The organism is Paracoccus xiamenensis (assembly GCF_011308835.1).
Taxonomy (GTDB): Bacteria; Pseudomonadota; Alphaproteobacteria; order Rhodobacterales; family Rhodobacteraceae; genus Paracoccus; species Paracoccus xiamenensis.
On sequence record NZ_JAAOHY010000008.1, the window covers coordinates 95,454 to 118,078 of the forward strand.

Consider the following 22,625-nt stretch of genomic DNA (forward strand, 5'->3'; position numbering starts at 1 on the left):
TCCCGCCCGGGAGAGGCGGCCGTAACGGACCAATGGGAGGAATGACATGACGACCTTGAAGACCGCATGCACCGCGCTGGCGCTGATTATGCCCCTGACGGCAGCAGCCGAAGGTGTTGAGCTGACGCTTTGGCATATGGAGCAGCCGCCGCACCGCGTTGCGCGCCTGCAGGAACTGATCGACGCGTTCAATGCCGGCCATGACGGCGTTACCGTCACCCAGGCACCGCAGAACTGGGGCGAGATCTATGCCAAGGCGCCGGCGGCGCTGGCGGCAGGCGTCGGGCCCGACATCATGTTCGTGACGCCGGATTTCGTGCCGATCCTGAAGCAGGTGCGGGACATCCCCTCGGTTCAAGAATTTGTGGCTGAACAGGACGCCAAGCACGACTTCATTGACAGCGCGGTCGAGGCTTACAGCTATCAAGACGGGGTCTGGGCGGTCCCGCTTTACAATATGGCGATGAACCTGTGGTATCGCAAAGGCGACCTTGCTGAAGCCGGGATCGAGGTCCCGAAGACATGGGCCGAACTGCAATCTGCGGCGGAAACCCTGTCGAAAGATGGCGTCTATGGGTTGGGCTTGCCTGCCAACAAGCAGCTTTACACCGACCAGACGGTTTACAGTTTCATGGTGAATGGCGGCGCGACCGAGATCTACAACGCCGATGGCTCTCTGCGCTTTGACAATCCCGAGACCGTCGAAAGCTATACCACTTATACCAATCTGCAGAAACTCTCGCCGCCCGACAGCACCTCCTGGACCTGGGGGGAGGCCGAGGCCTGCTTCATTTCCGAAAGCTGCGGAATGATCCTGCAATTTTCGGTCATCACCGGCTATGACACGCAAGGCGCGGGCGATCCGGCCGATCTGGGCGTCGCACCGATCCCGGCCGCGTCGGCGGATGACGAAAGCAACACCATCGCTTATGCCAATGCCGGGCTGATCCTGTCCGAGGACGAGGCAGAACGTGCTGCCGCGCAGGACTTCCTTGCATTCCTGCTGGAGCCGGAAAACTACGGCCGTTTCCTGAACATGGAACCGGGCCTGTTCATGCCGCTGACGGCGACCGGCGCCGAAGCAGAAAGCTTCTGGACCGAGCCGCTGACCGCGAAATACCGCGAGCAGATCGAACAGATCATCGCGAATTCGCAGAACGGTCAGCTTTTCGGCTTTACCAGCGGGCGCACCTTCCCGTCCATCGCCGCGATCTCGGCCCAGAACCTGATTGCTGAAACCCTTCAGGATATCGTCGTGCGCGGCAACACGCCGGCGGATGCCGTCGCCGCCGGGCAGGCCCTGATGGTCGAAGCCGCAGCAGACTGAGGGCAGGGCAATGCGGGGTTCAACACCTTTGGCCATCGCCTTCGTGGCGCCGGCGCTGCTGCTTCTTGCAGCTATTCTGGGATGGCCTCTGATCTCGGCGGTCGTGCTTAGCCTTCAGAACATCCGTGCCATTGGTACGGGCGGCGAGTTGATCGGCTTTGACAATTATGCCGAGGTCCTGTCGGACGCGACCTTCTGGCGGGCAGGGGGGATCAGCATCGTCTGGGTTCTTGCCAATGCCGTTGTGCAGACGATTCTGGCATTGATCACCGCACTTGCCTTGCAACAGAACTTTCCCGGTGTCCGCATCGCGCGGACCTGGGTCATCCTGACCTGGATCGTGCCCACGGTGGTGACGGTCATCATCTGGCGGTGGCTGTTCTCGTCCTCCGGCGGGATGATCAACCCGCTGCTGATGCAGCTGGGCGTGATCGAACGCCCGATCGGCTTTTTCAACACGCCGACAACGGCGATGGCCACGCTGATCTTCATCAATTCGTGGCGCTGGTTTCCTTTCATCGCGCTGATGATGCTGGCGGGCCTGACCCGTATCCCGTCCGATCTTTACGAGGCAGCGCGCCTTGACGGGGCAAACAGCTGGCGGCGGTTCATTCGCATCACCTGGCCGCTGCTGGCGCCGACGATGGGGGTGCTGCTGGTGATCGGGACGCTCCTGTCATTTAACGTCTTCGACATCATCTGGCTGCTGACCTCTGGCGGCCCCGCAGGCGGCACGCGCACCTTGCCGGTGCTGATCTATGAAACGGCGTTCAAGTCTTACAACCTCAGCGAGGCGGCGACGATCTCGGTGCTGGCGACGGTGTTCCTGATGGGCTTCGCGCTGCTGGCCACCCGCTATATCAGCAAGACAGAGGCCCAGTGATGCGCAGATCGTGGCAAATGAACATCCTGCTGGCGCTGTCGCTGGCCTTCCTGTGCCTGTTGATCCTGCTGCCTTTCTGGTGGGTTGTGTCCAGTTCCTTCAAGGAACCGCAGGAAATCATCTCGCGCTCGCCGACCATGGTGCCGCATTCCTTCACCTTGCAGCATTTCCAGAAACTGCTCAGCAGTTCAGCCTATCCGACCTATATGCTGAACAGCCTGATCGTCTCGACCATCTCGGCGATCATTACGCTGATGCTGGCGGTGCCGGCGGCCTATGCCTTCTTCCGCATGCATTTTCCGGGGCGCGAGGTGATGTATCGCACCATCCTGCTGGCTTATGCTTTCCCCAGCATCGTCGTGCTGATCCCGCTGTTCGGCATGTTCGTCAAACTGGGGCTGGTCGATACGCTGACCGGGCTGGTCATCATCAACGTCACCTTCGCGCTACCCTTTTCCATCTGGATGCTGCGGTCTTTCTTCGCCGGACTGCCGAAGGAAATCGAGGAAGCCGCCGTCATGGACGGGGCCAGCACGCTGGTCATCCTGCGCCGGGTAATGATCCCGTTGATCACGCCGGGCATCGCCTCGGTCGGGATCTTCGCCTTCATCCTGTCATGGACCGAATATGTCTTCACCTCGGTCCTGATCGTGTCGGATGCCAAGCGCACGGTGCCGGTCGGGTTTTCGGGGATCATCGGGCAGTATCAGATCGACTGGGGCATGCTGCTTGCCGGCGCAAGCTTTGCCGTCCTGCCGGTCATCATCCTCTTCTCGCTTGTCGGTCGCTGGTTTGTCGGCGGTCTGACCGAAGGCGCCGTCAAGTAAGGAAACGAAAACATGTCCAACCTTCACATCACCTCGCTCGACAAGGACTATAGCGGGCATCAGGTTCTGCATGGCATCAACCTGAACGTGGATAGTGGCGAGTTCGTCGTCTTCGTCGGACCCTCCGGCTGCGGAAAATCCACGCTGCTGCGCACCATTGCGGGGCTTGAAGACGCAAGCGGCGGCAGCATCAACATCGACGCCCGTGACGTGACGCGCGTCGATCCGGCCGAGCGGGGCATCGCCATGGTGTTCCAGACTTATGCGCTGTACCCGCATATGACGGTTGAGGAGAACATGGCCTTCGGTCTGGAAATGTCCGGCATGTCGAAGGCCGAGCGCAAGCAGACCGTGGCGCAGGTCGCCGAGACGCTGCACCTTTCGGACTATCTGCCGCGCAAGCCGCGCCAGCTGTCCGGCGGGCAGCGTCAGCGGGTCGCTATCGGCCGGGCCATCGTGCGCAACCCGAAAATCTTCCTGTTCGACGAACCGCTGTCCAACCTTGACGCAGAGCTGCGGGTAAAGATGCGGATGGAGATTTCGGCCCTGCATCAGCGGCTTGGCGCGACGATGATCTATGTCACCCATGATCAGGTCGAGGCGATGACGCTGGCCGACAAGATCGTTGTCCTGCGCGATGGCCGGATTGAACAGGTCGGCGCGCCGATGGATCTGTATGCGGATCCTGACAACGCATTTGTTGCGGGCTTCATCGGCTCGCCCAAGATCAACTTCCTGCAGGCTCAGGTGACGGGCCGCAGCGCGGACGGCGGCGCGCTGGTGACAGTGCCGCGCCTTGGGCTGAAGAACCTCGAGGTCAAACCGCGCGGCGGCATGGTCGACATTGGAGCCACGGTCACGCTGGGCCTGCGCCCCGAACATTTCGGTGCGCCGGGTCAGGGACGCGGGCCTGCGGTCACGCTGATTGCGGATGCGGTCGAAAATCTGGGCAGCGTATCCTATGCCCATGCCGGCCCCGATGCCGAGGAGCCGGTGGTGGTCGAGGTCAAGGATCAGGCCACGCTTGCCCCCGGCGGCGCGGTCACCGCCGAGGTGTTGTCCGGGCGCGCCTTTCTGTTTGATGCCGATGGCCGCCGGCTCTGACACGGGGCAACGTCAGGAGGCAGCAGGATGACCAGCTATTTCATCGGCCTTGATGCCGGCTCGTCGCTTTGCAAGGCGGCGGTCTTCGATCTGGACGGCCGCCAGCTGTCCGAGGCCCGGCGGCGCACGCCCCTGTCGCGTCCGCAGCCGGGCTGGGTCGAGGCCGATCCCGACCAGTGCTGGACCGCCGTCTGCGAGGTTCTGCGCGAGGCGGTTGAGGCCAGCGGTGTCGCTGCCGATCAGATCAAGGGGCTGGGACTGTCGGCCGCGATGGTCGGCGCATGGGTGGTGGACGGCGACGGTCGCGCGCTTCGACCCGGCATCAACTGGGAAGATAACCGCAGCCAGTCCATCCTGACAGAAATGTCCCGCGACGAACCCGAGCTGATGTCGCGGATCTATCGCAGTTCCGGCTCGGTCCTTCAGCAAGGCTGCACGCTGCCGGTGCTGGCATGGCTGGATCGGAACGAGCCGGATTTGCTGGACCGTGCGCGCCATGTCTTCGGCTACAAGGATTACCTGCGCATGCGCCTGACCGGTGATGCCGCCACCGACCGGACCGAGGCGTCGGTGGCACCCGGTGACGCGGCGGCGCGCGGGCGCAGCGACGAAATGATCGCCCTGTTCGGGCTGACCGGGCGTCGTGGCCTGCTGCCCCATGTCGCGGAATCGGAAAGCCTCGCAGCCGGGCTGACGGCGCAGGCAGCGGCGGAAACCGGGCTGCCAGAGGGCCTGCCGGTCGCCATTGGCGCAGGCGACGTGCCCGCCATGGTGATCGGGGCAGGCGGCATGAGGACGGGCGAAGTAACCGCCGTTCTGGGCACGACCTGCATGCTGGGAACCTGTGTCGATCGTCCCCTTTTTGCGCCGGCCGATATCGGGCTGCTGTTTTCACTGCCAGAGGGTCGCTGGTTCCGGGCCATGGTCAACGTGGCAGGCACATTGAATCTGGATTGGGCGATCTCGATCCTGGCGTCTGATCTGGCGGGTGATCCGGCGCGCTTCGACGTGGTGACCGAACTGGCCTGGAAATCGCCCGTTGGCGCTAATGGAGTGGTCTATCTGCCCTATCTCAGCGAAAGCGGCATCATCGCCCCGGTCGTCTCCACCGAGGCGCGGGCGCAATTTGCCAATCTCTCGCCGGGTCACACCCGTGCCGACATGTTCCGGGCCGTCTTTGAAGGGGTCGCCTATGCCATGCGTGACCTGCTGGACATGTTGCCGATCAAAGCGAAAAGCCTGCGCCTGACCGGTGGCGGCAGTCAAAGCGGATTCTGGGCGCAGATGATCGCGGATGTGCTGCAGGTCGAGGTGCGCGTGCCGCAGGGGTCCGAGTTCGGCGCACGCGGTGCCGCGCTGCTGGCCGCAACGGCAACCGGCCACTTCGCGAATGTGCGTGCCGCCTCGGCAGCGGTGGACCAGATCGCGGCGACATATGAGCCGCGCGAGTTGGGCCAGCGGCAATATCAGCAAGGATACCGGCGCTATTGCGCGGCCCGCGACCAGTTGCTGGGGCGCAGTGCGCCGAACCGGGCAGGGCCGTGAAAGCGAAGGAAAACCGGGCACATGCCCTTTCGCTGGGGTCATCCGGCTGCGGTTGGCAGAAATCATTCTGACGACCCCAATTATCAATCTAGGACGAAAGGCAGATCAATGAAGGTTTTGATCCACCAAACTCCCGAGCGCGCCGTTCGATGCGTTGCCGACATCCTGGTCAAGCGGTTGGATCTGCAGCCGGACACCGTGCTTGGACTGGCGACGGGCGGCACGATGGAGGCTGTCTATGCGCGCCTCATCAAGGCCTATCGCGGCGGACATGTCAGCTTCGACCGTGCGCGTTCATTCAACCTTGATGAATATATCGGCCTCCCGCCCGATCATCCCTGTTCCTATTGGCGATACATGGAAGATCGGCTGTTCGATCATGTCGATTTCGGCGCTGGCGCAACATGCCTGCCGCGCGGCGACGCGGCTGATCCCGAGGCCGAAGCTGCCGCGTATGAGCGCGCCATCGCGCGTTCCGGCGATATCGGGCTGCAATTGCTGGGACTGGGCGCCAATGGCCATATCGGCTTTAACGAACCCAGCTCCAGCCTGTCGTCACTGACGCGCATCAAGACCCTGACCCGGTCGACCCGCGCGGCGAATGCTCGCTTCTTCGACGATCCCGACGATGTGCCGCGCCTTGCGATCACGATGGGGATCGGCACCATCCTGCGCGCAGAGGAGATCGTCTTGCTGGGCTTTGGCGAGGGCAAGGCCGAGGCCGCCGCGGCGATGATCGAAGGGCCAGTATCGGCAAGCTGCCCGGCTTCCGCGCTTCAGCTGCACGACAAGGTCACGGTCGTTCTGGATCAGGCTGCCGCAAGCCGCCTGAAACTGCGCGAATATTATGAGCTGGTTCATCCCGGTGGCGGTGACGCGGTCATCACCCCGTTCCAACCAGCAGCCTAGAATTGACACTGCCGAGCCAGGTCATACCCAGAACGAGACAGAACATGACGATGACGAGTTTTCACGCTGAACGTATCTTCGATGGTTCGAGCTGGCATAATGATGCCGCCCTGCTTGTGCAGGAGGGGCGCGTGCATGCCATAAGGCCTTCTGCCGATGCACCCGAAGGGCAGCAGCTGGATGGCTGGATCATTCCGGGTCTGGTCGATCTGCAGGTCAATGGGGGCGGCGGGGTTCTGCTGAACAACGATCCGACGCCCGAAGGCATCGCCACGATATGCGCGGCACACCGGTCGCAGGGGACCACCTCGATCATGGCAACGCTGATCACGGATCGGCCAGATGTGACCTCGGCCGCGATTGCGGCGGCAGAAGTCTCGGCCGGTACTCCGGGCCTTCTGGGCCTGCATCTGGAAGGCCCGCATTTGGCACTGTCGCGAAAGGGAACGCATGATCCGGCCTTGGTCCGCGCGATGACGGATGGCGATCTTTCGGTGCTGACGCAGGCGGCGCGCAGGCTTGCGCATCTGATTTGCACGGTGGCCCCGGAATCGGTGACGCCGGATCAGATTGCCGCGCTGTCCAATGCGGGCGCGGTTGTCAGCCTTGGCCACAGCGATTGCGCGCATAATGCCGCGCAAGCCGGCTTCGACGCAGGCGCGAGCATGGTCACCCACCTTTTCAACGCCATGAGCCAGCTTGGCCATCGCCAGCCAGGCCTTGTCGGCGCGGCTTTGGATGATGGGCGTATCTGGTGTGGCCTGATCGCCGACGGTTACCATGTCGATGACGCGGCGCTGCGGATCGCGCTGCGCGCAAAAGCGGGGCCGGCGCGGATGTTCCTTGTCTCGGACGCGATGTCGACGGTCGGAACGGAGCTGCCGGGCTTTACGCTGAACGGACGTCAGATCTATCGCCGGGATGGTCGTTTGACCTTGGCTGACGGCACGCTTGCCGGTGCCGATATCGCGCTGATCGACGCTGTCCGTTATGTCCACAAGCAGCTTGGCTTGCCGCTGGACGAGGCCGTCCGGCTTGCCAGTATCTATCCGGCGCAGGCGGTGGGCGCATCAGATCTGGGGCATCTGCATCCCGGCGCGCGGGCGGATTTCGTTGCGGTTTCAGTGGATATTCGGGCGAAATCTGTCTGGGTCGCCGGGAAAGCCACGGCAACCTGAACATTGCGCTGCTGCTGCGGGGCTTCAGGCCAGTCGGTTCGGAATTCGGCCGGGAGACCGTACATATCGCAATCATATGGCGGGAATAGAATCTATATATTCGCCATATGGCGCCGCGCAATGCGATCCTGCCTGATGGGTTTTGCCGCGTTGCAGGCGGTCAGGGAGGAAAAGAAATGTTCAACAGACGCAATCTGCTTTCACTTGCGGCGGTGTCGGTGCTGGCCATCGGGGCGGGGCTGCCGGCATTCGCGCAGGACATCACCATCAAGTTCAGCCATGTCGTTGCGCCGGACACGCCGAAGGGCAAAGGCGCTGACAAGTTCAAGGAACTGGCCGAGCAATATACCGAAGGCAAGGTAAAGGTCGAAGTTTATCCGAACAGCCAGCTGTACAAGGACAAGGAAGAACTGGAGGCGCTGCAGCTCGGCTCGGTCCAGATGCTGGCGCCGTCGCTGGCGAAGTTCGGGCCCCTTGGTGTGCCGCAGTTCGAATTGTTCGACCTGCCCATGCTGTTCCAGAACCGCGACGAGCTGCGCAAGATAACCGAAGGCGAGGTAGGTCAGTCGCTTTTCGCAATGCTGCAGGACAAGGGCATCATTGGGCTGGCCTATTGGGATAATGGCTTCAAGATCATGACGGCGAACTCGCCCGTCGTCGTGCCCGACGATTTTCTGGGCCTGAAGATGCGCATCCAGTCCTCGAAGATCCTTGAGGAACAGATGAACGCATTGGGTGCTGTGCCGCAGGTCATGGCCTTTTCCGAGGTCTATCAGGGGCTGCAAACCGGCGTTGTGGACGGCACTGAAAACACCCCGTCGAACACCTATACCCAGCGTGTGAACGAGGTACAGAAATACGGAACCGTGTCCAACCACGGCTATATTGGCTATGCCGTCATCGTGAACAAGGACTTCTGGGACGGCCTGCCCGAAGACGTGCGCGGGCAGTTGGATCAGGCGATGGCCGAGGCAACGGAATATGCAAACTCTATCGCCGAGGAGGAAAACAAGGCCGCGCTGGAGGCGATGCGGGCGGCGGGCACGACCGAATTTCACGATCTGACCGACGAAGAGCGTGCCCAATGGGCAGAGGTCCTGCGCCCCGTGCACGACGAAATGGCTGACCGGATCGGCGCCGATCTGATTCAACAGGCCTATGACGCCATCGCGGCCAACTAGGTAAATCTCGCGCAAGAGGCGGCGGTAGCCACCTCTTGCAATGTCGTTCCTGCGTTCAGGCCGGCATCCGCCACATGCGGGGGCCGGACTCGTGAACGGAGCTGCCACGTGCGTCGACCGCGACCGTCACCGGCATGTCCTTCAGCGTGAATTCGTGAATCGCCTCCATGCCCAGATCCTCAAAGGCCAGAACACGCGCCTCGCGGATGGCCTTTGAGACCAGATAGGCGGCACCGCCCACGGCGATCAGGTAGGCCGCCTTGTTGCGGGCGATGGCCTCAACTGTGGCCGGGCCGCGTTCGGCCTTGCCCATCATCACCGCGACGCCCAGCCTTTCCAGCATCATGTCGCTGTAGCGGTCCATCCGCGTCGACGTGGTTGGCCCGGCCGGCCCGACGATTTCATCGCCGACCGGATCGACCGGGCCGACATAATAGATCGCGCGGTCGCGAAAGCTGACGGGCAGTTCTTCGCCCGCAGCCAGCATCTGTTCGATCCGGCGATGGGCAGCGTCGCGACCGGTCAGCAGGTGCCCGGACAGCAGCAAGGTTTCCCCCGGTTGCCAGCTTGCAATCTGGTCGCGGGTAAGGCTGTCGAGATCGACGCGGCGGGCATCTTTCCACGCATCGCCGAAATCAAGCTCTGGCCAATCGGAGAGGTCGGGCGCTTCCAGGCGGGCAGGGCCGCCGCCATCCAGCGAGAAATGCACATGCCGCGTTGCCGCGCAGTTCGGCACCAATGCCACCGGAAGCGAGGCCGCATGCGTCGGGAAGCTGCGCAGCTTCACATCCAGCACTGTCGTCTGCCCGCCCAGCCCCTGCGCGCCGATGCCAAGCGCATTGACGCGGTCGATGATTTCCAGCCGCAGCGCTTCCTCGGGCGTCTGCGGGCCGCGGGCGCGCAGGCCGGTGGCGTCGATCGGTTCATTCAGCGCCTGCTTGGCCATCACCATCGCCTTGTCCACGCTGCCGCCGATGCCGATGCCCAGAATACCGGGCGGGCACCAGCCTGCACCCATCTTCTCGACCGTCTCGACCACCCAATCCGCGACCGAGGCCGAAGGGTTCAGGACCGCGAACCTGGTCTTGTTCTCGGACCCGCCGCCCTTGGCCGAGACATCGAAATCCACCTTGTCGCCGGCCACCATCTCGACATGCAGCATCGCTGGCGCATTGTCGCCGGTATTGCCGCGCCGACCGAAGGGATCGGCCACCACCGAAGCGCGCAGCGGGTTGTCGGAATTGCGGTAAGCGCGGCGCACGGCGTCGTCCACGATGTCCTGCAGGGGGCGGCGCCAGTCCAGCTGCGCCTGAACGCCGATCCGGGCGGTGACGTTGACGACGCCGGTATCCTGACAGATGGGCCGCCGCCCAAGTGCTGCCATGCGCGAATTGACAAGGATCTGCGCCATGGCATCGCGGGCCGCAGCGCTTTGCTCGGTCCGCCAGGCGTTTGCCATGGCACGGATGAAGTCGGCCGGATGATAATAGGAAATGAACTGCAACGCGTCGGCAACGCTGTCGGTGACGTGGTCTTCGGTGATGGCGGGCATGGCTTATCCTTTGCGGATTGGCGATGTTTCGGGTGTGTCTTCGTTGATTGCGACCGCGCCGGTCCATGATCCATTCCGCGCCAGATCGCGCAGGATTTCGTTGGCGAGGTTTCGGATCAGGGACACAGCATTGGTCATCGGGCGTTCGGAGGAATGGGCAAGAAAGACCTGACGGCGCAGCGCGGGGACCATGTCCCAGGCGCGCAACTTGCCCTGTTGCGCCTCGGCGGCGATGGCGTTCTGCGGCAGGATGGAAAAGCCCATTCCTTCGCAGACGAGCGCCTTGATATTGGCATAGGAATCGACGTCGATCACGGCGTTCAATGCACGGCCATTCGCCGCCTGGGCCAGAAGGTCGCGCAATCCGTGGCCCTCGGCTGGAAGGATCAGCGGGGCCGCAATCGCATCCGCGAAATTGATGGCTCCGCCGGGTTCCGGCAGCATCTCATAAGGCGTGGGTTGCGCAGGCCCGAAGAATTGTAATGCCTCCTCCAGCACGGGTTCGGTCGTCACGCCCTGTTCATCGGCGGCGCCGTACAGAACCGCCAGATCGATGCGGGCATCGTGCAGCCATTCCAGAACAAAGCCGCTCATCGCTTCGGCAATGCGCAGGCGGATCTTCGGATAGCGCTGATGCGTGGCGGTAATCAGCGGTACGGCAAGGATCTGGGCGATGGTGCCGGGCAGGCCGATCCGGACATCGCCGCTGGGGTCTTTCAGATTGCCGCGGATCTCCTCCTCGGCGACGACAATCTGATCGAGGATCACGCGGGCATGGTGCAGCAGGGTCGTGCCCGCCTCGGTCGGTTCGACGCCGCGCGGGGTGCGAAACAAAAGCTCTGTCCCCAGATGCGCTTCCATGTTGCGGATATGCAGCGACAATGCGGGCTGCGCGACATTCAGAACGCCCGCCGCGCGGGTGATAGAGCCCTGTTCAACGATGGCCACGAAATAGCGAAGCTGCCTGAGGTCGATCATGTGTTCCGACGCCATACTGATGCGTTATAGAGATCATCCATAACATATATTTGATGTATTCCGAAATGGCGGTCAATCTGCCTGCATATTGATGCAGGAGGGGACGCCATGGCCTATCATCGCCCGGAAGACGAACATCAGGATATCCGCGATGCGGTTCGCGCGCTTTGCGCCGAGTTCCCCGAGGAATATCACCGCAAGATCGACGAGGCCCGTGCCTATCCCGAGGAATTTGTGGATGCGCTGACCCGTGCGGGCTGGATGGCGGCGCTGATCCCCGAGGAATATGGCGGGTCGGGCCTTGGCCTGACAGAGGCGTCCGTCATCATGGAAGAAATCAACCGTGCAGGCGGCAATTCCGGCGCTTGTCACGGACAGATGTACAATATGAACACGCTGGTCCGGCACGGCTCGGAAGAACAGCGCCAGCGCTACCTGCCAAAGATCGCCAAAGGTGAATTGCGCCTGCAAAGCATGGGCGTGACCGAGCCGACGACCGGCACCGACACCACGAAGATCAAGACGACCGCCGTGAAGAAGGGCGACCGCTATGTCATCAACGGCCAGAAGGTCTGGATCAGCCGGGTGCAGCATTCCGACCTGATGATCCTGCTGGCGCGCACGACGCCCCTGGCAGATGTGAAGAAGAAATCCGAGGGCATGTCGATCTTCCTTGTCGATATCAAGGACGCGATGAAGTCGGGGATGGAGGTCAAGCCGATTGCCAACATGGTCAATCACGAGACCAATGAACTGTTCTTCGACAATCTGGAAATCCCTGCCGAAAACCTGATCGGCGAGGAAGGGCAGGGCTTCAAATATATCCTGACCGGGCTGAACGCGGAACGCACGCTGATCGCGGCGGAATGCATCGGCGACGGCTACTGGTTCACCGACAAGGCGACTGCTTACGCGAATGAGCGCGTCGTGTTCGGCCGCCCGATCGGCCAGAACCAGGGCGTTCAATTCCCCATAGCCGAGGCCTTTATCGAGATCGAGGCCGCCAGCCTGATGCGGTGGGAGGCCTGCCGGCTGTATGACGCAGGCAAGCAATCCGGTGCGCAGGCGAACATGGCGAAATACCTTGCCGCCAAGGCCAGTTGGGAGGCCGCGAATGCCTGCATCCAGACCCATGGCGGCTTTGGTTTCGCCAATGAATACGATGTCGAACGCAAGTTCCGCGAAACCCGGCTGTATCAGGTCGCGCCGATCTCGACCAACCTGATCCTGTCATATGTGGCCGAGCATATGCTGGGCCTGCCGAGGTCATTCTGATGTCCGTGCTGCCTCTGGAAGGCCTGACCGTCGTCGCCATCGAACAGGCGGTCGCGGCCCCATTCACCACCTCGCGCCTTGCCGACGCTGGCGCGCGCGTCATCAAGATCGAACGGCCCGAGGGCGATTTCGCCCGTGGCTATGATGATGTGGCCAAGGGGCAGGCCAGCTATTTCGTCTGGCTGAACCGGGGCAAGGAAAGCCATGTGCTGAATCTCGCCTCGCCCGAGGGCAAGGCCGAACTCGCCGCGTTGCTGAACGGGGCCGATGTGCTGGTCCAGAACCTGAAGCCCGGCGCGCTTGCACGGCTGGGTTTCGGGTTCGCGCGACTGGCGGCGGAATGGCCGCGGCTGATTACGTGCTCGATCTCGGGCTATGGCGAGGGCGGGCCTATGGCGGATCGCAAGGCCTATGACCTGCTGATCCAGGCGGAATCCGGGCTGTGCTCGATCACCGGCGGGCCGGAGGAACCGGCGCGCGTCGGCGTCTCGCTGGTCGATATCGCCACCGGCGCCACCGCCCATGCCGCCATTCTGGAGGCGCTGATCCGGCGCGGGATCACGGGGCAGGGGGCGAATATCCAGGTCTCGATGTTCGACGTGATGGCCGATTGGCTGACCGTGCCGCTGCTGAACCACGAAGGCGGCAAGTCGCCCAAGCGCCTCGGTCTCGCGCATCCTTCGATCTCACCTTACAGCGTGTTCACCTGCAAGGACGGTGCGCAGATTCTGATCTCGGTTCAAAGCGACCGCGAGTTCGCCAAGCTGGCCGATATTTTCATCGGCCGCCCCGAATTGGCCCGCGATCCCCGCTTTGCGACCAACGTCGCCCGCGTCGCCAATCGGCCAGAAACCGATGCCGCCGTGGCAGAGGCCTTCGCGCGGATGACAGCGGATGAGGCGACCGAGGCGCTGATCGCGGCCGATGTGGCCTTTGCTGCGGTAAATGACATGGCCGGGCTGTCGCAGCATCCGCATCTGCGTCGGATCAGCGTTGAGACCCCGAACGGCCCGGTCAGCTACCCGGCCCCGGCGACCATCTTCGTCGGCGAGGAACGGCAATATGGCGCAGTGCCGGGTATCGGCGAAAAGGGGGGCGAGGCATGATTGACATCGAACATCTGCGCCAGTGGATCGGGAAAGAGGAAACGCAGTCCGAACTGCTGACCGAGGCGATGACGCAGCGGTTCATGGCAACCTTCGATCAGGGCGGCACGGTCAGCAATGGTGATGCCGCGCCGGTGATGATCCACCTTTGTCTGGCGCCGCCTGCCGCGCCGACCGCGCAACTTGGACCCGATGGCCACCCGGCGCGCGGCGGCTTTCTGCCGCCGGTTCCGCTGCCGCGCCGGATGTGGGCGGGCGGTGCCTTCACCTTCCATGACGTGATCCGCGTGGGCGAGATGGTCTCGCGGCACTCGACGATCCGCGAGGTGACGATGAAAGAGGGACGGACCGGCACGCTTTGCTTTGTGACGGTCGATCATCGCATTGAAAGCGACGGCCGGCTGGTGATCGAGGAGCGGCAGGATATCGTTTACCGTGGCGTGGACGCCCGAGGCGCCGCGAAGGGGACGCCCGAACCCGCCGCGCCGGGCCCGCATCGCGTGGTCGTCACCTCTTCTGCGCCGCTGCTGTTTCGCTATTCCGCGCTGACCTTTAACGGGCACCGCATCCATTACGACAGCCCCTATGTCCGCGAGGAAGAACACTATCCCGGCCTGATCGTCCACGGCCCGATGCAGGCGACGATGCTGATGCAATATGCCGAGCAGCTGCACGGCAGGCCGCCCGCGCGGTTCGACTTCCGCTCGCTTTCGCCGCTGTTCGACATTGCCGATTTCACCCTGAATGCCGAGGAAGATGGTGACGGGCTGCGGCTTTGGACCAGCTATGTGGATGGCCCCGTGGCGATGGAGGCGCGGGCGGCATGGTAGATATATCCGCCATCCGCGCGCCGCTTTTCGTGCCCGCAAACCGCCCGGAACGTTTCGAAAAGGCGGCGGCGTCGGGAACCGACGCGGTCATCCTCGATCTGGAAGATGCCGTTGCCGCCGACGCCAAGGACGCCGCGCGTCAGGCGCTGCGCAAGGACTTCACCGACCTGCCGGTTATTGTGCGGATCAACGCCATCGGCACGCCACCCCATGCGGCAGATCTTCAGGCCATCGCCGCCCTGCGTCCCGCCGCGGTGATCCTGCCCAAGGCCGAGGATGCGGTCAGCGTTCAGCATGTGGCAGAAGCCGCAGGCGTCCCGGTGATCGCGTTGATCGAATCTGCCCATGGTCTTGCCAATTCCCGGCAGATCGCGGCGACGCCGGGGGTCGTTCGCCTTGCCTTTGGCTCGATCGATTTCTGCGCCGATCTCGGCTGCAACCATCTGCGCGACGTGCTGTTGCCGGCGCGGTTTGAACTTGTATTGGCCTCGCGCCTTGCCGGGATCGCGGCACCTATCGACGGGGTGACGGCGCAGCTTGATGACCCCGAAGTCACCCGCGATGATGCAGCCCATGCCCGCGCGCTTGGGATGACCGGAAAACTGTGCATCCACCCCAAACAGATACCCGAGGTGATGCGCGCCTTCGCCCCAAGTGCCGCAGAAATTGACTGGGCACGGCGCGTTGTTGCCTCGGGCGATGGGGCGGTGTCAGTCGATGGGGCCATGGTCGATGAACCTGTCCGCATCCGTGCCCGCGCGATTCTGGCGCAGGTGCGGGAATGAGCCAGCCGCAACTTATCCTGATCCCCGGCCTGTTGAATGACGCGGAACTTTGGCGCGATCAGGTGGCGGATCTGGCCTGCGTCGCCCGGCCCGTGGTTGCCGACATTACCCAAGGCGAGACGCTGGCCGCGCTTGCGCAGGACGTGCTGGCCATTGCCGAGCCGCGCTTTGCCCTTGCCGGCTTCTCGCTGGGCGGCATCGTCGCGCAGGAAATCATGCGCATCGCGCCCGAAAGGGTAGATCATCTGGCGCTGCTGGACACGACCATGCTGCCGGACGCGCCCGAACGCGAGGCGGAACGCCGAAGGCTGGTCGCGCAGGCAGGAAATCGGGGTAAATTCCACGGCTTCGGGGAAAAACTGCTGCAAACCTATCTCGCGCCGGAGAACCTGCAGAATGCCGATATGGCCGAGCGGGTGCGCGGCATGACAGAGCGTCTCGGGCCCGAGGTCTTCATCCGTCAAAGCCTGATCGACCGTCCCGACAGCCGAAGCAGCCTGCGCCAAATCGTCTGCCCGACGCTGGTGCTGTGCGGGTCAGAGGATGTGCTGACGCCACCCGACCTGCACCGTAAGATGGCGGTCGAGATCCCGAATTCGCAGTTGGTGATCGTCCCGGACAGCGGACACCTGACCCCAATCGAGCGACCGGATGCGGTTAGCGGTGCCTTGCGGTTGTTGCTGGCGCGCAAATGACCAAGCCGAAACAGGAAAGCGGCGCGTCAGGATCCAGTGCAGTAAAACATTTCATTTGAGACAGCCTGAAGCCGACGCCGCGGCGGATCTGGCATTGTGAGGTGCCGGTCCTCAGCGCATCTCATCATGGATGGGCGCATCTTCATGGGGTCAGGTCTGTGTACCCTTCCGAAGCGGGCGGACATAGGAAAGCCATTCGCGCAGGGCCGCGGGTTGCACCGGCTTTCGCAGCAAAGAAATGTCCTGCATCTGGGCAAGATCGGCGACCTCGTCGCTGCGGTTCGCGGTGACCAGCAAGGCGCGGATGTCGCCGTATCGCGCGCGCAGCTTGGCGATGGTTTCAATGCCAGTCTTGCCGTGGTCCAACTGATAATCCGCGATGATTGCGTCCGGGGTCTCGCCGATTTCCTCGATCAACTCGACGGCAACATCAAAATCCGAGGCCGGCAAGGGACTGATGCCCCATTGGTCAAGCAGCAGAACCATTGCGTCCAGTACCGCAGGTTCATTCTCGACCACGAGGACGATCATGTCAGAAAAGGGTCGGGCGGCCGTTTCGTCAATCGCGTGATCATGCTGGTCGATCTGGGGCAGGGGGGCTTGGTCAAGCGTCAGGCGGAAAACGGTTCCGCGCCCCTCCCAACTGTCCAATGAAAGTTGATGGTCCAGCAGCATGGCCGCGCGTTTGACGATGGACAGACCCAGACCCATTCCGGCAGTCTGAGCCATTCCGGTGTCAAGACGATGAAATTCCTCGAAAATTGCCTCGCGTTCTGAAACCGGGATGCCGGGGCCGGTGTCCCAGACCTCGATGCGTATCTGTCCATTGGGCAGATGACGCGCGCCGAACAAAACCTTGCCTCGTGCGGTATAAGTAATGGCGTTGACCACAAGGTTCTGGATCACCCGCTGCAGATAGCCGGGATCGCTGAGGACGATGGCACGGGTCGGAACGACGCGGAGCGAAATCCCCTTGCGTGCTGCGGTTTCGCGATAATCGGCGGCTATGCTGGCAAAAAGCGCGCCGAGGTCGATCCGGCTGTGCTGAACATTCGTCGCGCCCTCCAGTCGCGAGATATCCAGCAGCGCGTGCAGGATCGCCTCGACCGAGGAAAAGGCGCTTTCGATGCGCTGCATCAGCATCGCTTCGCGTGCCGGCAATGCGTCGGGCTGGACCGAGGCCATGAACAGCTTGGCCGCATTCAGCGGTTGCAGCAGGTCATGGCTGGCGGCGGCGAGGAAGCGGGTCTTGGCCTGATTGGCCCGCAGTGCCTCATCTCGGGCCGATCTCATCTCCAGCGTGCGCCGGCGGACGCGCGCCTCCAGCGTTTCGTTGGTCTTGGCAAGGGCCGTCTGCGCCCGGCGTTCGCCTGTCACGTCGGAAAAGCTGACCACGAAGCCGCCGTTTGGCATGGCACGCATGGCCAGGGTCAGATGATGACCGCCACGGGTCAAAAGCTCGTCCCGCAGCGGGCGTTGAGATTCCTGATTGTTCACCCATTGCATGATCCGGTCGATCTTCTCGACACGCTGAAACACGCCATGCTTGCGAAGGATTTCGACCAGCTGATGAAAATCGGCGCCGACCTGCATGATCTCGGCGGGCAGCGGCAGCAGATCCAGCAGGCGGATATTCCACGCAAGAAGCAACCGGTTCGCGTCGAAGGTGGCGACGCCTTGGTCGAGGTGATCCAGCGTGGCGCGGACAAGCTGGCTTTGCGCATCGAGCAGCTTGTCGCGTTCCAGCCTTTCGCGACGGACGGTGACGGTGACCTCTGTCTGAAGGATGGCCGTGCCACCGTTCGAGGTTGGCCTTTCCGAGACCTGAATCCAGCGGTCGCCCGTCAGTTCCAGAATGAATCCCACCTGCAATTCCAGATGCCGCGCGCGGCGCTCGGCCAGCCATTCGCCGCGCGACTTGCCCTCGCTGGGAAGAAGCGCTGACGATTGCGAGACAAGACTGAAATAGTCATCCAGAAGCAGGCCGGGCGTGACCTTTTGACGAATGTCCGGGAACAGCCGGGCAAAGCGGCTGTTCGACATGATCAGGCGGTTGTCATGGCCGAACAGCGCAAAGCCTTCGCGCACCGCCTCCAGCGCGTCGGCCAGGTCGGCGCGGGCGCTTTCGGCCTCGTGCCGCGCGCGGTCCAGGCGCGAACGCGACTGGTTCAACTGGTCCATCGCCTGTTCAAGATCATGCGTGCGTGCGCGGACCTTGGCTTCCAGTGCGGCGGCCGTATGGAAGTAGTTATAGGCGGTGTCGGCGCTGGCGGACTCAACCCGTTTCATCAGCGCGGTGACGATCTGGCTGAGCTTTTCCAGCTTGCGTTCCGGGCTGTCGTCGGGGCGCAGCAGCTTTCTATGCATCGCCGTCCTCATCCGCGAAGATCGCGACGCCGGTGAAGGTCTGGTTCACATGCATGGCGCCGTGCTGTTCGCCGTAGGTATTGAACCCGAGAACACGATAGCGCCGCATCAGGTCCGACATTTCCGCGACCCGCTGGGATGAGGTGATCTCGATCTTACGCAGCACGCAATCGAAACCGATCATCGCTTCGGGCCTGCGGCCATCGACGATACGCGCCAGCGATTCTTCCAGATGGTGCAGCAGGTCGTGCCGTTCGGCCATGGTCAGCACCAGCCCCTGATCCACGGCCGAGAAAAAGCGGATCTCGCCGTTCTCCTCGATCTTCTGGATCGCCCTGACGTGATAGTCGCCGCCCGCCTGAACCAGAACCGGGTGGGATGCGAAGTGGAACGGCGAAAGCTGGCTGGTCGAGTTTCCGATCAGGCGCGCATATTCCTCAGCGGCGGGTTCGTCGTTGATGCGCGACACCACGCGCGCCGCAGGATCGGCTTCGGTCACCACCATCCGGGTCGGTCCGGGCGAGAAATTCTCGATACGAAAAACCTGGATCGGCAGGCGAGACCGGACAAGCGTCAGGATCGAGATGTTCTTGTGGAATGCGCCGTCCCAAAGCAGCCGGGTTTCCGAAAATTCCAGCCCGTCGCCGGCCGAGCCGCCGAAATGGGCGATATCGCCTAGACTGGGGCTGACCGCGCTGATGACGCGGTCCTCGTGTCGCGCCAGCCCGTCATTCAGCAGGAAGGCGAAACGGTGGGGCAGGGTGGCGGGGTTGCCCTGTTCCGCCGCGATCAGGTCCAGCACCTTGCCGGCCAACTGGTCGGGCGCCTCTTCCGGGTCGATGCAGGTTGCGCTGACCGAGAAGTTCTCTGCCGAAAAAGCAACCGCTACGACCGAATTGTCGCGCATGCCTGCGGGTGTGATTTCGCCCGCCGTCGTGCAGCCGATGATCAGCGTGTCAGGGAAGGCCTGCGTGGCGGCTGCGGCAAATTCGGGGCGGGCATATTCCGGTGACAGGAACAGGCACAGCAGCGCAAGCTTCCGCCCCCCGATACCGTCGGCGATCTCGCTTATTGCCTGCGTGGGATCCGGCGCGGCGGACCAGCTGCGCAGGATGATCTGGCCGGTGTGACCGCTCATGCGATGCCCTGACCCCTCCCCTGATCGCAGCATTTTCGCGATGTTAGGCCCGGTGATGCGCTGATGGCAAGCCGGGCCTATTCGGGCAGGATCGTATCGAACCTGACGCTTTGGGCCAGCGAAACCGCATGGGTGCGTGAATGGGCATGCATCTTGCGCAGGATCGCGGTCACATGTGCCTTCACCGTCGTTTCGGCAATATCCAGTTCGAAGGCGATCTGCTTGTTCATCTTGCCCATGCAGATCATGTGAAGGATCGTGCCCTGCTGCGGTGTCAGGGTCTTCATCCGCGCGATGACGCTGTCGACGTCGCCAGAGGCTGGGGGTGCGTGATTGGGGTCCGTCTCCAGCACGCCCTTCGAAAGGACTGTGCCGATGGCGGCAACGATCTGTTCCCGTGAGCTGTGCTTGGGGACAAAGCCGATTGCGCCGGCGGCCTTGACCGCATCGACCACCGGTTGATCCGACAGGGAGGAGACGACGATTACAGGCGTCTCTCCGACCATGGACTTGACGCGGATCAGCCCGTCGACCCCCTTCACGTCGGGCAGGTTCAGATCGAGCACCAGAAGATCAAACCGCGCGCCTTTCGCGATCAGGTCAAGCGCGGCAGACAGGCGGTGGGCAACGCTGATCGAATGGTCCGGGAACGCATCCGCAATTGTCATCTGCATGGCATCGAGAAACAGCGGGTGATCGTCGACAAGCAAGATCAGAGGGCCGTTATTGGCCGCGCCAACCTCGCCGTTGGATTCGAGTATTTGACCAGAACGCTGTGACATGTGCCCTCTTTTTGGTCACCCTAACTGATTGCCCGCAATTCCATCAGTTATTTGTGGATCAGTTTTCAGGACTCCGACACTCGACCAAGGTCGCATATGTCCGGCCACGATTTTGCGCCAACCTTTCCCTGGATGATTGCGACAGGGCGGCAAGCAAGCCGCGGCCTGCGATAAAGGGAGGAAACCAGCATGAATGTTCAGCCACGGAACAATCTGAGCGACGCGTTGAGCGTCAGCCATCTCGGCATCGAATTTCCGTACAAGGCCCGCTACGGCAACTACATCAACGGCGAATTCGTCGAGCCGAAATCCGGTCAGTATTTCGAGAACACGACCCCGATCAACAATGAGGTGATCTGCGAGGTCGCCCGTTCCAACGCCGATGACATCGAAGCGGCGCTGGATGCTGCCCATGCCGCCAAGGCCGCGTGGGGCCGCACCTCGCCGGCCGAGCGTGGCGTCATCCTGAACCAGATCGCCGATGTGATGGCGGCAAATCACAACCTGCTCGCCGCAGCCGAGACGCTGGACAATGGCAAGCCGATCCGGGAATCGATCAATGCCGATGTTGCACTGGCGATTGACCATTTCCGCTATTTCGGCGGCGTGATCCGCGCGGAAGAGGGCGGTATCTCGGAAATCGACGCAAACACCTATGCCTATCATTTCCACGAACCGCTGGGCGTTGTCGGCCAGATCATTCCGTGGAACTTCCCGCTGCTGATGGCGACCTGGAAACTGGCGCCTGCGCTGGCGGCGGGGAACTGCGTGGTGCTGAAACCGGCCGAACAGACCCCGGCCAGTATTCTGGTGCTGATGGAACTGATCGGCCACCTGCTGCCGCCGGGCGTGCTGAACGTGGTGAACGGCTTCGGTCTGGAGGCGGGCAAGCCGCTGGCGTCGTCACCCCGCATCGCCAAGATCGCCTTTACCGGCGAGACCACGACCGGCCGGCTGATCATGCAATATGCAGCCGAGAACCTGATCCCGGTGACGCTGGAACTGGGCGGCAAATCCCCGAACATCTTCTTCGAGGATGTGATGTCTGCCGATGACGCCTTCTTCGACAAGGCGCTGGAAGGCTTCACCATGTTCGCGCTGAACCAGGGCGAGGTCTGCACATGTCCGTCGCGGGCGCTGGTGCAGGAAAGCATCGCCGATCAGTTCCTGGAACGCGCGATCGAGCGCGTGAACGCGATCGTGCAGGGCAATCCGCTGGATCCGGCCACGATGATCGGCGCGCAGGCCTCGACCGAGCAGATGGAGAAGATCGGCTCTTACCTGAAGCTTGGCCGTGACGAAGGTGCGCAAGTTCTGGCCGGCGGAAGCCTGGGCAAGGTGGAAGGGATCGACAATGGCAACTACATCCAGCCGACGGTCTTCCGGGGCAACAACAAGATGCGCATCTTCCAAGAGGAGATATTCGGCCCGGTCCTGTCGGTAACGACCTTCAAGGATGAAGAAGAGGCGCTGCAGATCGCCAATGACACGCTTTACGGTCTGGGCGCCGGGGTGTGGACCCGCGACGGCAACCGCGCATTCCGCACCGGCCGCGCCATTCAGGCGGGTCGCGTCTGGACCAACTGCTACCATGCCTATCCGGCCCATGCGGCCTTTGGCGGCTACAAGCAGTCGGGCATCGGGCGTGAAAACCACAAGATGATGCTGTCGCATTACCGCCAGACCAAGAACCTGCTGGTCAGCTACGATCCCAACAAGCTGGGCTTCTTCTGATCGCAACCGGCCGCCAGCGGCCAGCCGCCCGAGGTACTCCCTGCCTCGGGCGGCGAAATTCATCGAGGAGGAGGTCCGATGGCGCGCGAGCAGGATGAAATGAAGCTTGATGCCACCCAGGCCGCGCTGGATTTGCTGCGTGACATCCAGTCGGTGCACGGGCCGCGTTTGCTGTTCCACCAGTCCGGCGGCTGCTGCGACGGCTCTGCCCCGATGCTGTTCGCCGAAGGGGATTATCGCATCGGCGACAGCGACGTGAAGATTGGCGAGATCGGTGGCGTTCCCTTCTACATGAACGCCGACCAGTATGAGCGTTGGAAGCACACCAATCTTCTCATCGACGCGGGCGCCGGACGCGGCGGGACTTTCTCGCTGGACAATGGGACCGGACGGCGGTTTCTGACATGTTCAGACGTTTGTACGCGATGA

General features: G+C 62.7%; 20 protein-coding genes. 15 read left to right on the forward strand and 5 right to left on the reverse strand.

Annotation, left to right across the window (positions count from 1 at the left end):
- Window positions 1-46 precede the first annotated feature (46 nt).
- The 8 genes from G7044_RS15165 (at window position 47) to G7044_RS15200 (ending at window position 8,954) form a co-directional block, all read left to right on the forward strand.
- Window positions 47-1,327 (forward strand): ABC transporter substrate-binding protein, encoded by a 1,281-nt coding sequence (locus tag G7044_RS15165; RefSeq protein WP_166330367.1) that lies wholly within the window; start codon window positions 47-49, stop codon window positions 1,325-1,327.
- A gap of 10 nt (window positions 1,328-1,337) precedes the next feature.
- Window positions 1,338-2,210: a carbohydrate ABC transporter permease gene (locus tag G7044_RS15170; protein WP_166330369.1), complete on the forward strand. Its 873-nt coding sequence runs from the start codon at window positions 1,338-1,340 to the stop codon at window positions 2,208-2,210.
- A gap of 17 nt (window positions 2,211-2,227) precedes the next feature.
- Window positions 2,228-3,037, forward strand: coding sequence for a carbohydrate ABC transporter permease (locus G7044_RS15175; protein WP_207630323.1), 810 nt, complete (start codon window positions 2,228-2,230; stop codon window positions 3,035-3,037).
- Between the two features lie 12 nt (window positions 3,038-3,049).
- Window positions 3,050-4,141, forward strand: a complete 1,092-nt coding sequence (locus tag G7044_RS15180) for an ABC transporter ATP-binding protein (protein WP_166330371.1) — start codon at window positions 3,050-3,052, stop codon at window positions 4,139-4,141.
- A gap of 27 nt (window positions 4,142-4,168) precedes the next feature.
- On the forward strand, window positions 4,169-5,686 hold the full coding sequence (locus G7044_RS15185; protein WP_166330373.1) for a xylulokinase: 1,518 nt from the start codon (window positions 4,169-4,171) through the stop codon (window positions 5,684-5,686).
- 108 nt (window positions 5,687-5,794) lie between these two features.
- The gene (gene nagB, locus G7044_RS15190; RefSeq protein ID WP_166330375.1) at window positions 5,795-6,595 is read left to right on the forward strand and encodes a glucosamine-6-phosphate deaminase; all 801 of its coding nucleotides are present in this window, start codon (window positions 5,795-5,797) and stop codon (window positions 6,593-6,595) included.
- 50 nt (window positions 6,596-6,645) lie between these two features.
- On the forward strand, window positions 6,646-7,773 hold the full coding sequence (gene nagA, locus G7044_RS15195) for an N-acetylglucosamine-6-phosphate deacetylase (RefSeq protein WP_235931340.1): 1,128 nt from the start codon (window positions 6,646-6,648) through the stop codon (window positions 7,771-7,773).
- Between the two features lie 176 nt (window positions 7,774-7,949).
- The gene (locus G7044_RS15200; protein WP_166330378.1) at window positions 7,950-8,954 is read left to right on the forward strand and encodes a TRAP transporter substrate-binding protein; all 1,005 of its coding nucleotides are present in this window, start codon (window positions 7,950-7,952) and stop codon (window positions 8,952-8,954) included.
- Window positions 8,955-9,009: 55 nt separating this feature from the next.
- On the opposite strand, the gene G7044_RS15205 is transcribed toward G7044_RS15200, so the two are convergent.
- Entirely contained in the window at window positions 9,010-10,506 is a 1,497-nt protein-coding gene (locus G7044_RS15205; RefSeq protein WP_166330380.1) for a fumarate hydratase, read from the reverse strand.
- Between the two features lie 3 nt (window positions 10,507-10,509).
- Window positions 10,510-11,484, reverse strand: coding sequence for a LysR substrate-binding domain-containing protein (locus tag G7044_RS15210; RefSeq protein WP_166330382.1), 975 nt, complete (start codon window positions 11,482-11,484; stop codon window positions 10,510-10,512).
- Window positions 11,485-11,592: 108 nt separating this feature from the next.
- Between G7044_RS15210 and G7044_RS15215 the strand changes: the two genes are divergently transcribed.
- The 5 genes from G7044_RS15215 to G7044_RS15235 are packed head-to-tail and all read left to right on the forward strand — an operon-like array spanning window position 11,593 to window position 16,175.
- Complete coding sequence (locus G7044_RS15215; protein WP_166330384.1) at window positions 11,593-12,759, forward strand: acyl-CoA dehydrogenase family protein; 1,167 nt, start codon at window positions 11,593-11,595, stop codon at window positions 12,757-12,759.
- Window positions 12,759-13,865, forward strand: a complete 1,107-nt coding sequence (locus G7044_RS15220) for a CaiB/BaiF CoA transferase family protein (protein WP_166330386.1) — start codon at window positions 12,759-12,761, stop codon at window positions 13,863-13,865. Before G7044_RS15215 ends, G7044_RS15220 begins: the two co-directional genes overlap by 1 nt.
- Window positions 13,862-14,695, forward strand: a complete 834-nt coding sequence (locus G7044_RS15225; protein ID WP_166330388.1) for an FAS1-like dehydratase domain-containing protein — start codon at window positions 13,862-13,864, stop codon at window positions 14,693-14,695. The genes G7044_RS15220 and G7044_RS15225 overlap by 4 nt, the downstream gene beginning before the upstream one ends.
- A complete protein-coding gene (locus G7044_RS15230) occupies window positions 14,689-15,480 on the forward strand; it encodes an HpcH/HpaI aldolase/citrate lyase family protein (protein ID WP_166330390.1) in 792 nt (263 codons plus the stop codon). The genes G7044_RS15225 and G7044_RS15230 overlap by 7 nt, the downstream gene beginning before the upstream one ends.
- On the forward strand, window positions 15,477-16,175 hold the full coding sequence (locus tag G7044_RS15235) for an alpha/beta fold hydrolase (RefSeq protein WP_166330391.1): 699 nt from the start codon (window positions 15,477-15,479) through the stop codon (window positions 16,173-16,175). Before G7044_RS15230 ends, G7044_RS15235 begins: the two co-directional genes overlap by 4 nt.
- A 150-nt stretch (window positions 16,176-16,325) precedes the next feature.
- On the opposite strand, the gene G7044_RS15240 is transcribed toward G7044_RS15235, so the two are convergent.
- From G7044_RS15240 to G7044_RS15250, 3 genes are all read right to left on the reverse strand, one after another.
- Window positions 16,326-18,542 carry a PAS-domain containing protein gene (locus tag G7044_RS15240; RefSeq protein WP_166330393.1) on the reverse strand — a complete coding sequence of 739 codons (2,217 nt, stop codon included), beginning with the start codon at window positions 18,540-18,542 and terminating at the stop codon, window positions 16,326-16,328.
- Window positions 18,535-19,680, reverse strand: coding sequence for an FIST N-terminal domain-containing protein (locus G7044_RS15245; protein ID WP_166330395.1), 1,146 nt, complete (start codon window positions 19,678-19,680; stop codon window positions 18,535-18,537). The genes G7044_RS15240 and G7044_RS15245 overlap by 8 nt, the downstream gene beginning before the upstream one ends.
- A 77-nt stretch (window positions 19,681-19,757) precedes the next feature.
- Window positions 19,758-20,462, reverse strand: coding sequence for a LuxR C-terminal-related transcriptional regulator (locus G7044_RS15250; RefSeq protein WP_166330397.1), 705 nt, complete (start codon window positions 20,460-20,462; stop codon window positions 19,758-19,760).
- 189 nt (window positions 20,463-20,651) lie between these two features.
- Between G7044_RS15250 and adh the strand changes: the two genes are divergently transcribed.
- Window positions 20,652-22,196, forward strand: coding sequence for an aldehyde dehydrogenase (adh, locus tag G7044_RS15255; protein ID WP_166330399.1), 1,545 nt, complete (start codon window positions 20,652-20,654; stop codon window positions 22,194-22,196).
- 78 nt (window positions 22,197-22,274) lie between these two features.
- Window positions 22,275-22,625: a DUF779 domain-containing protein gene (locus G7044_RS15260; RefSeq protein WP_207630324.1), complete on the forward strand. Its 351-nt coding sequence runs from the start codon at window positions 22,275-22,277 to the stop codon at window positions 22,623-22,625.

Coding starts and splice junctions, on each gene's coding strand:
- G7044_RS15235 (WP_166330391.1), top strand. CDS start 15,477: ATGAGCCAGCCGCAACTTATCCTGATCCCCGGCCTGTTGAATGACGCG.
- nagB (WP_166330375.1), top strand. CDS start 5,795: ATGAAGGTTTTGATCCACCAAACTCCCGAGCGCGCCGTTCGATGCGTT.
- adh (WP_166330399.1), top strand. CDS start 20,652: ATGAATGTTCAGCCACGGAACAATCTGAGCGACGCGTTGAGCGTCAGC.
- G7044_RS15185 (WP_166330373.1), top strand. CDS start 4,169: ATGACCAGCTATTTCATCGGCCTTGATGCCGGCTCGTCGCTTTGCAAG.
- G7044_RS15170 (WP_166330369.1), top strand. CDS start 1,338: ATGCGGGGTTCAACACCTTTGGCCATCGCCTTCGTGGCGCCGGCGCTG.
- G7044_RS15180 (WP_166330371.1), top strand. CDS start 3,050: ATGTCCAACCTTCACATCACCTCGCTCGACAAGGACTATAGCGGGCAT.
- G7044_RS15215 (WP_166330384.1), top strand. CDS start 11,593: ATGGCCTATCATCGCCCGGAAGACGAACATCAGGATATCCGCGATGCG.
- G7044_RS15200 (WP_166330378.1), top strand. CDS start 7,950: ATGTTCAACAGACGCAATCTGCTTTCACTTGCGGCGGTGTCGGTGCTG.
- G7044_RS15175 (WP_207630323.1), top strand. CDS start 2,228: ATGAACATCCTGCTGGCGCTGTCGCTGGCCTTCCTGTGCCTGTTGATC.
- G7044_RS15260 (WP_207630324.1), top strand. CDS start 22,275: ATGGCGCGCGAGCAGGATGAAATGAAGCTTGATGCCACCCAGGCCGCG.
- G7044_RS15245 (WP_166330395.1), bottom strand. CDS start 19,680: ATGAGCGGTCACACCGGCCAGATCATCCTGCGCAGCTGGTCCGCCGCG.
- nagA (WP_235931340.1), top strand. CDS start 6,646: ATGACGAGTTTTCACGCTGAACGTATCTTCGATGGTTCGAGCTGGCAT.
- G7044_RS15230 (WP_166330390.1), top strand. CDS start 14,689: ATGGTAGATATATCCGCCATCCGCGCGCCGCTTTTCGTGCCCGCAAAC.
- G7044_RS15165 (WP_166330367.1), top strand. CDS start 47: ATGACGACCTTGAAGACCGCATGCACCGCGCTGGCGCTGATTATGCCC.
- G7044_RS15210 (WP_166330382.1), bottom strand. CDS start 11,484: ATGATCGACCTCAGGCAGCTTCGCTATTTCGTGGCCATCGTTGAACAG.
- G7044_RS15225 (WP_166330388.1), top strand. CDS start 13,862: ATGATTGACATCGAACATCTGCGCCAGTGGATCGGGAAAGAGGAAACG.
- G7044_RS15220 (WP_166330386.1), top strand. CDS start 12,759: ATGTCCGTGCTGCCTCTGGAAGGCCTGACCGTCGTCGCCATCGAACAG.
- G7044_RS15240 (WP_166330393.1), bottom strand. CDS start 18,542: ATGCATAGAAAGCTGCTGCGCCCCGACGACAGCCCGGAACGCAAGCTG.
- G7044_RS15205 (WP_166330380.1), bottom strand. CDS start 10,506: ATGCCCGCCATCACCGAAGACCACGTCACCGACAGCGTTGCCGACGCG.
- G7044_RS15250 (WP_166330397.1), bottom strand. CDS start 20,462: ATGTCACAGCGTTCTGGTCAAATACTCGAATCCAACGGCGAGGTTGGC.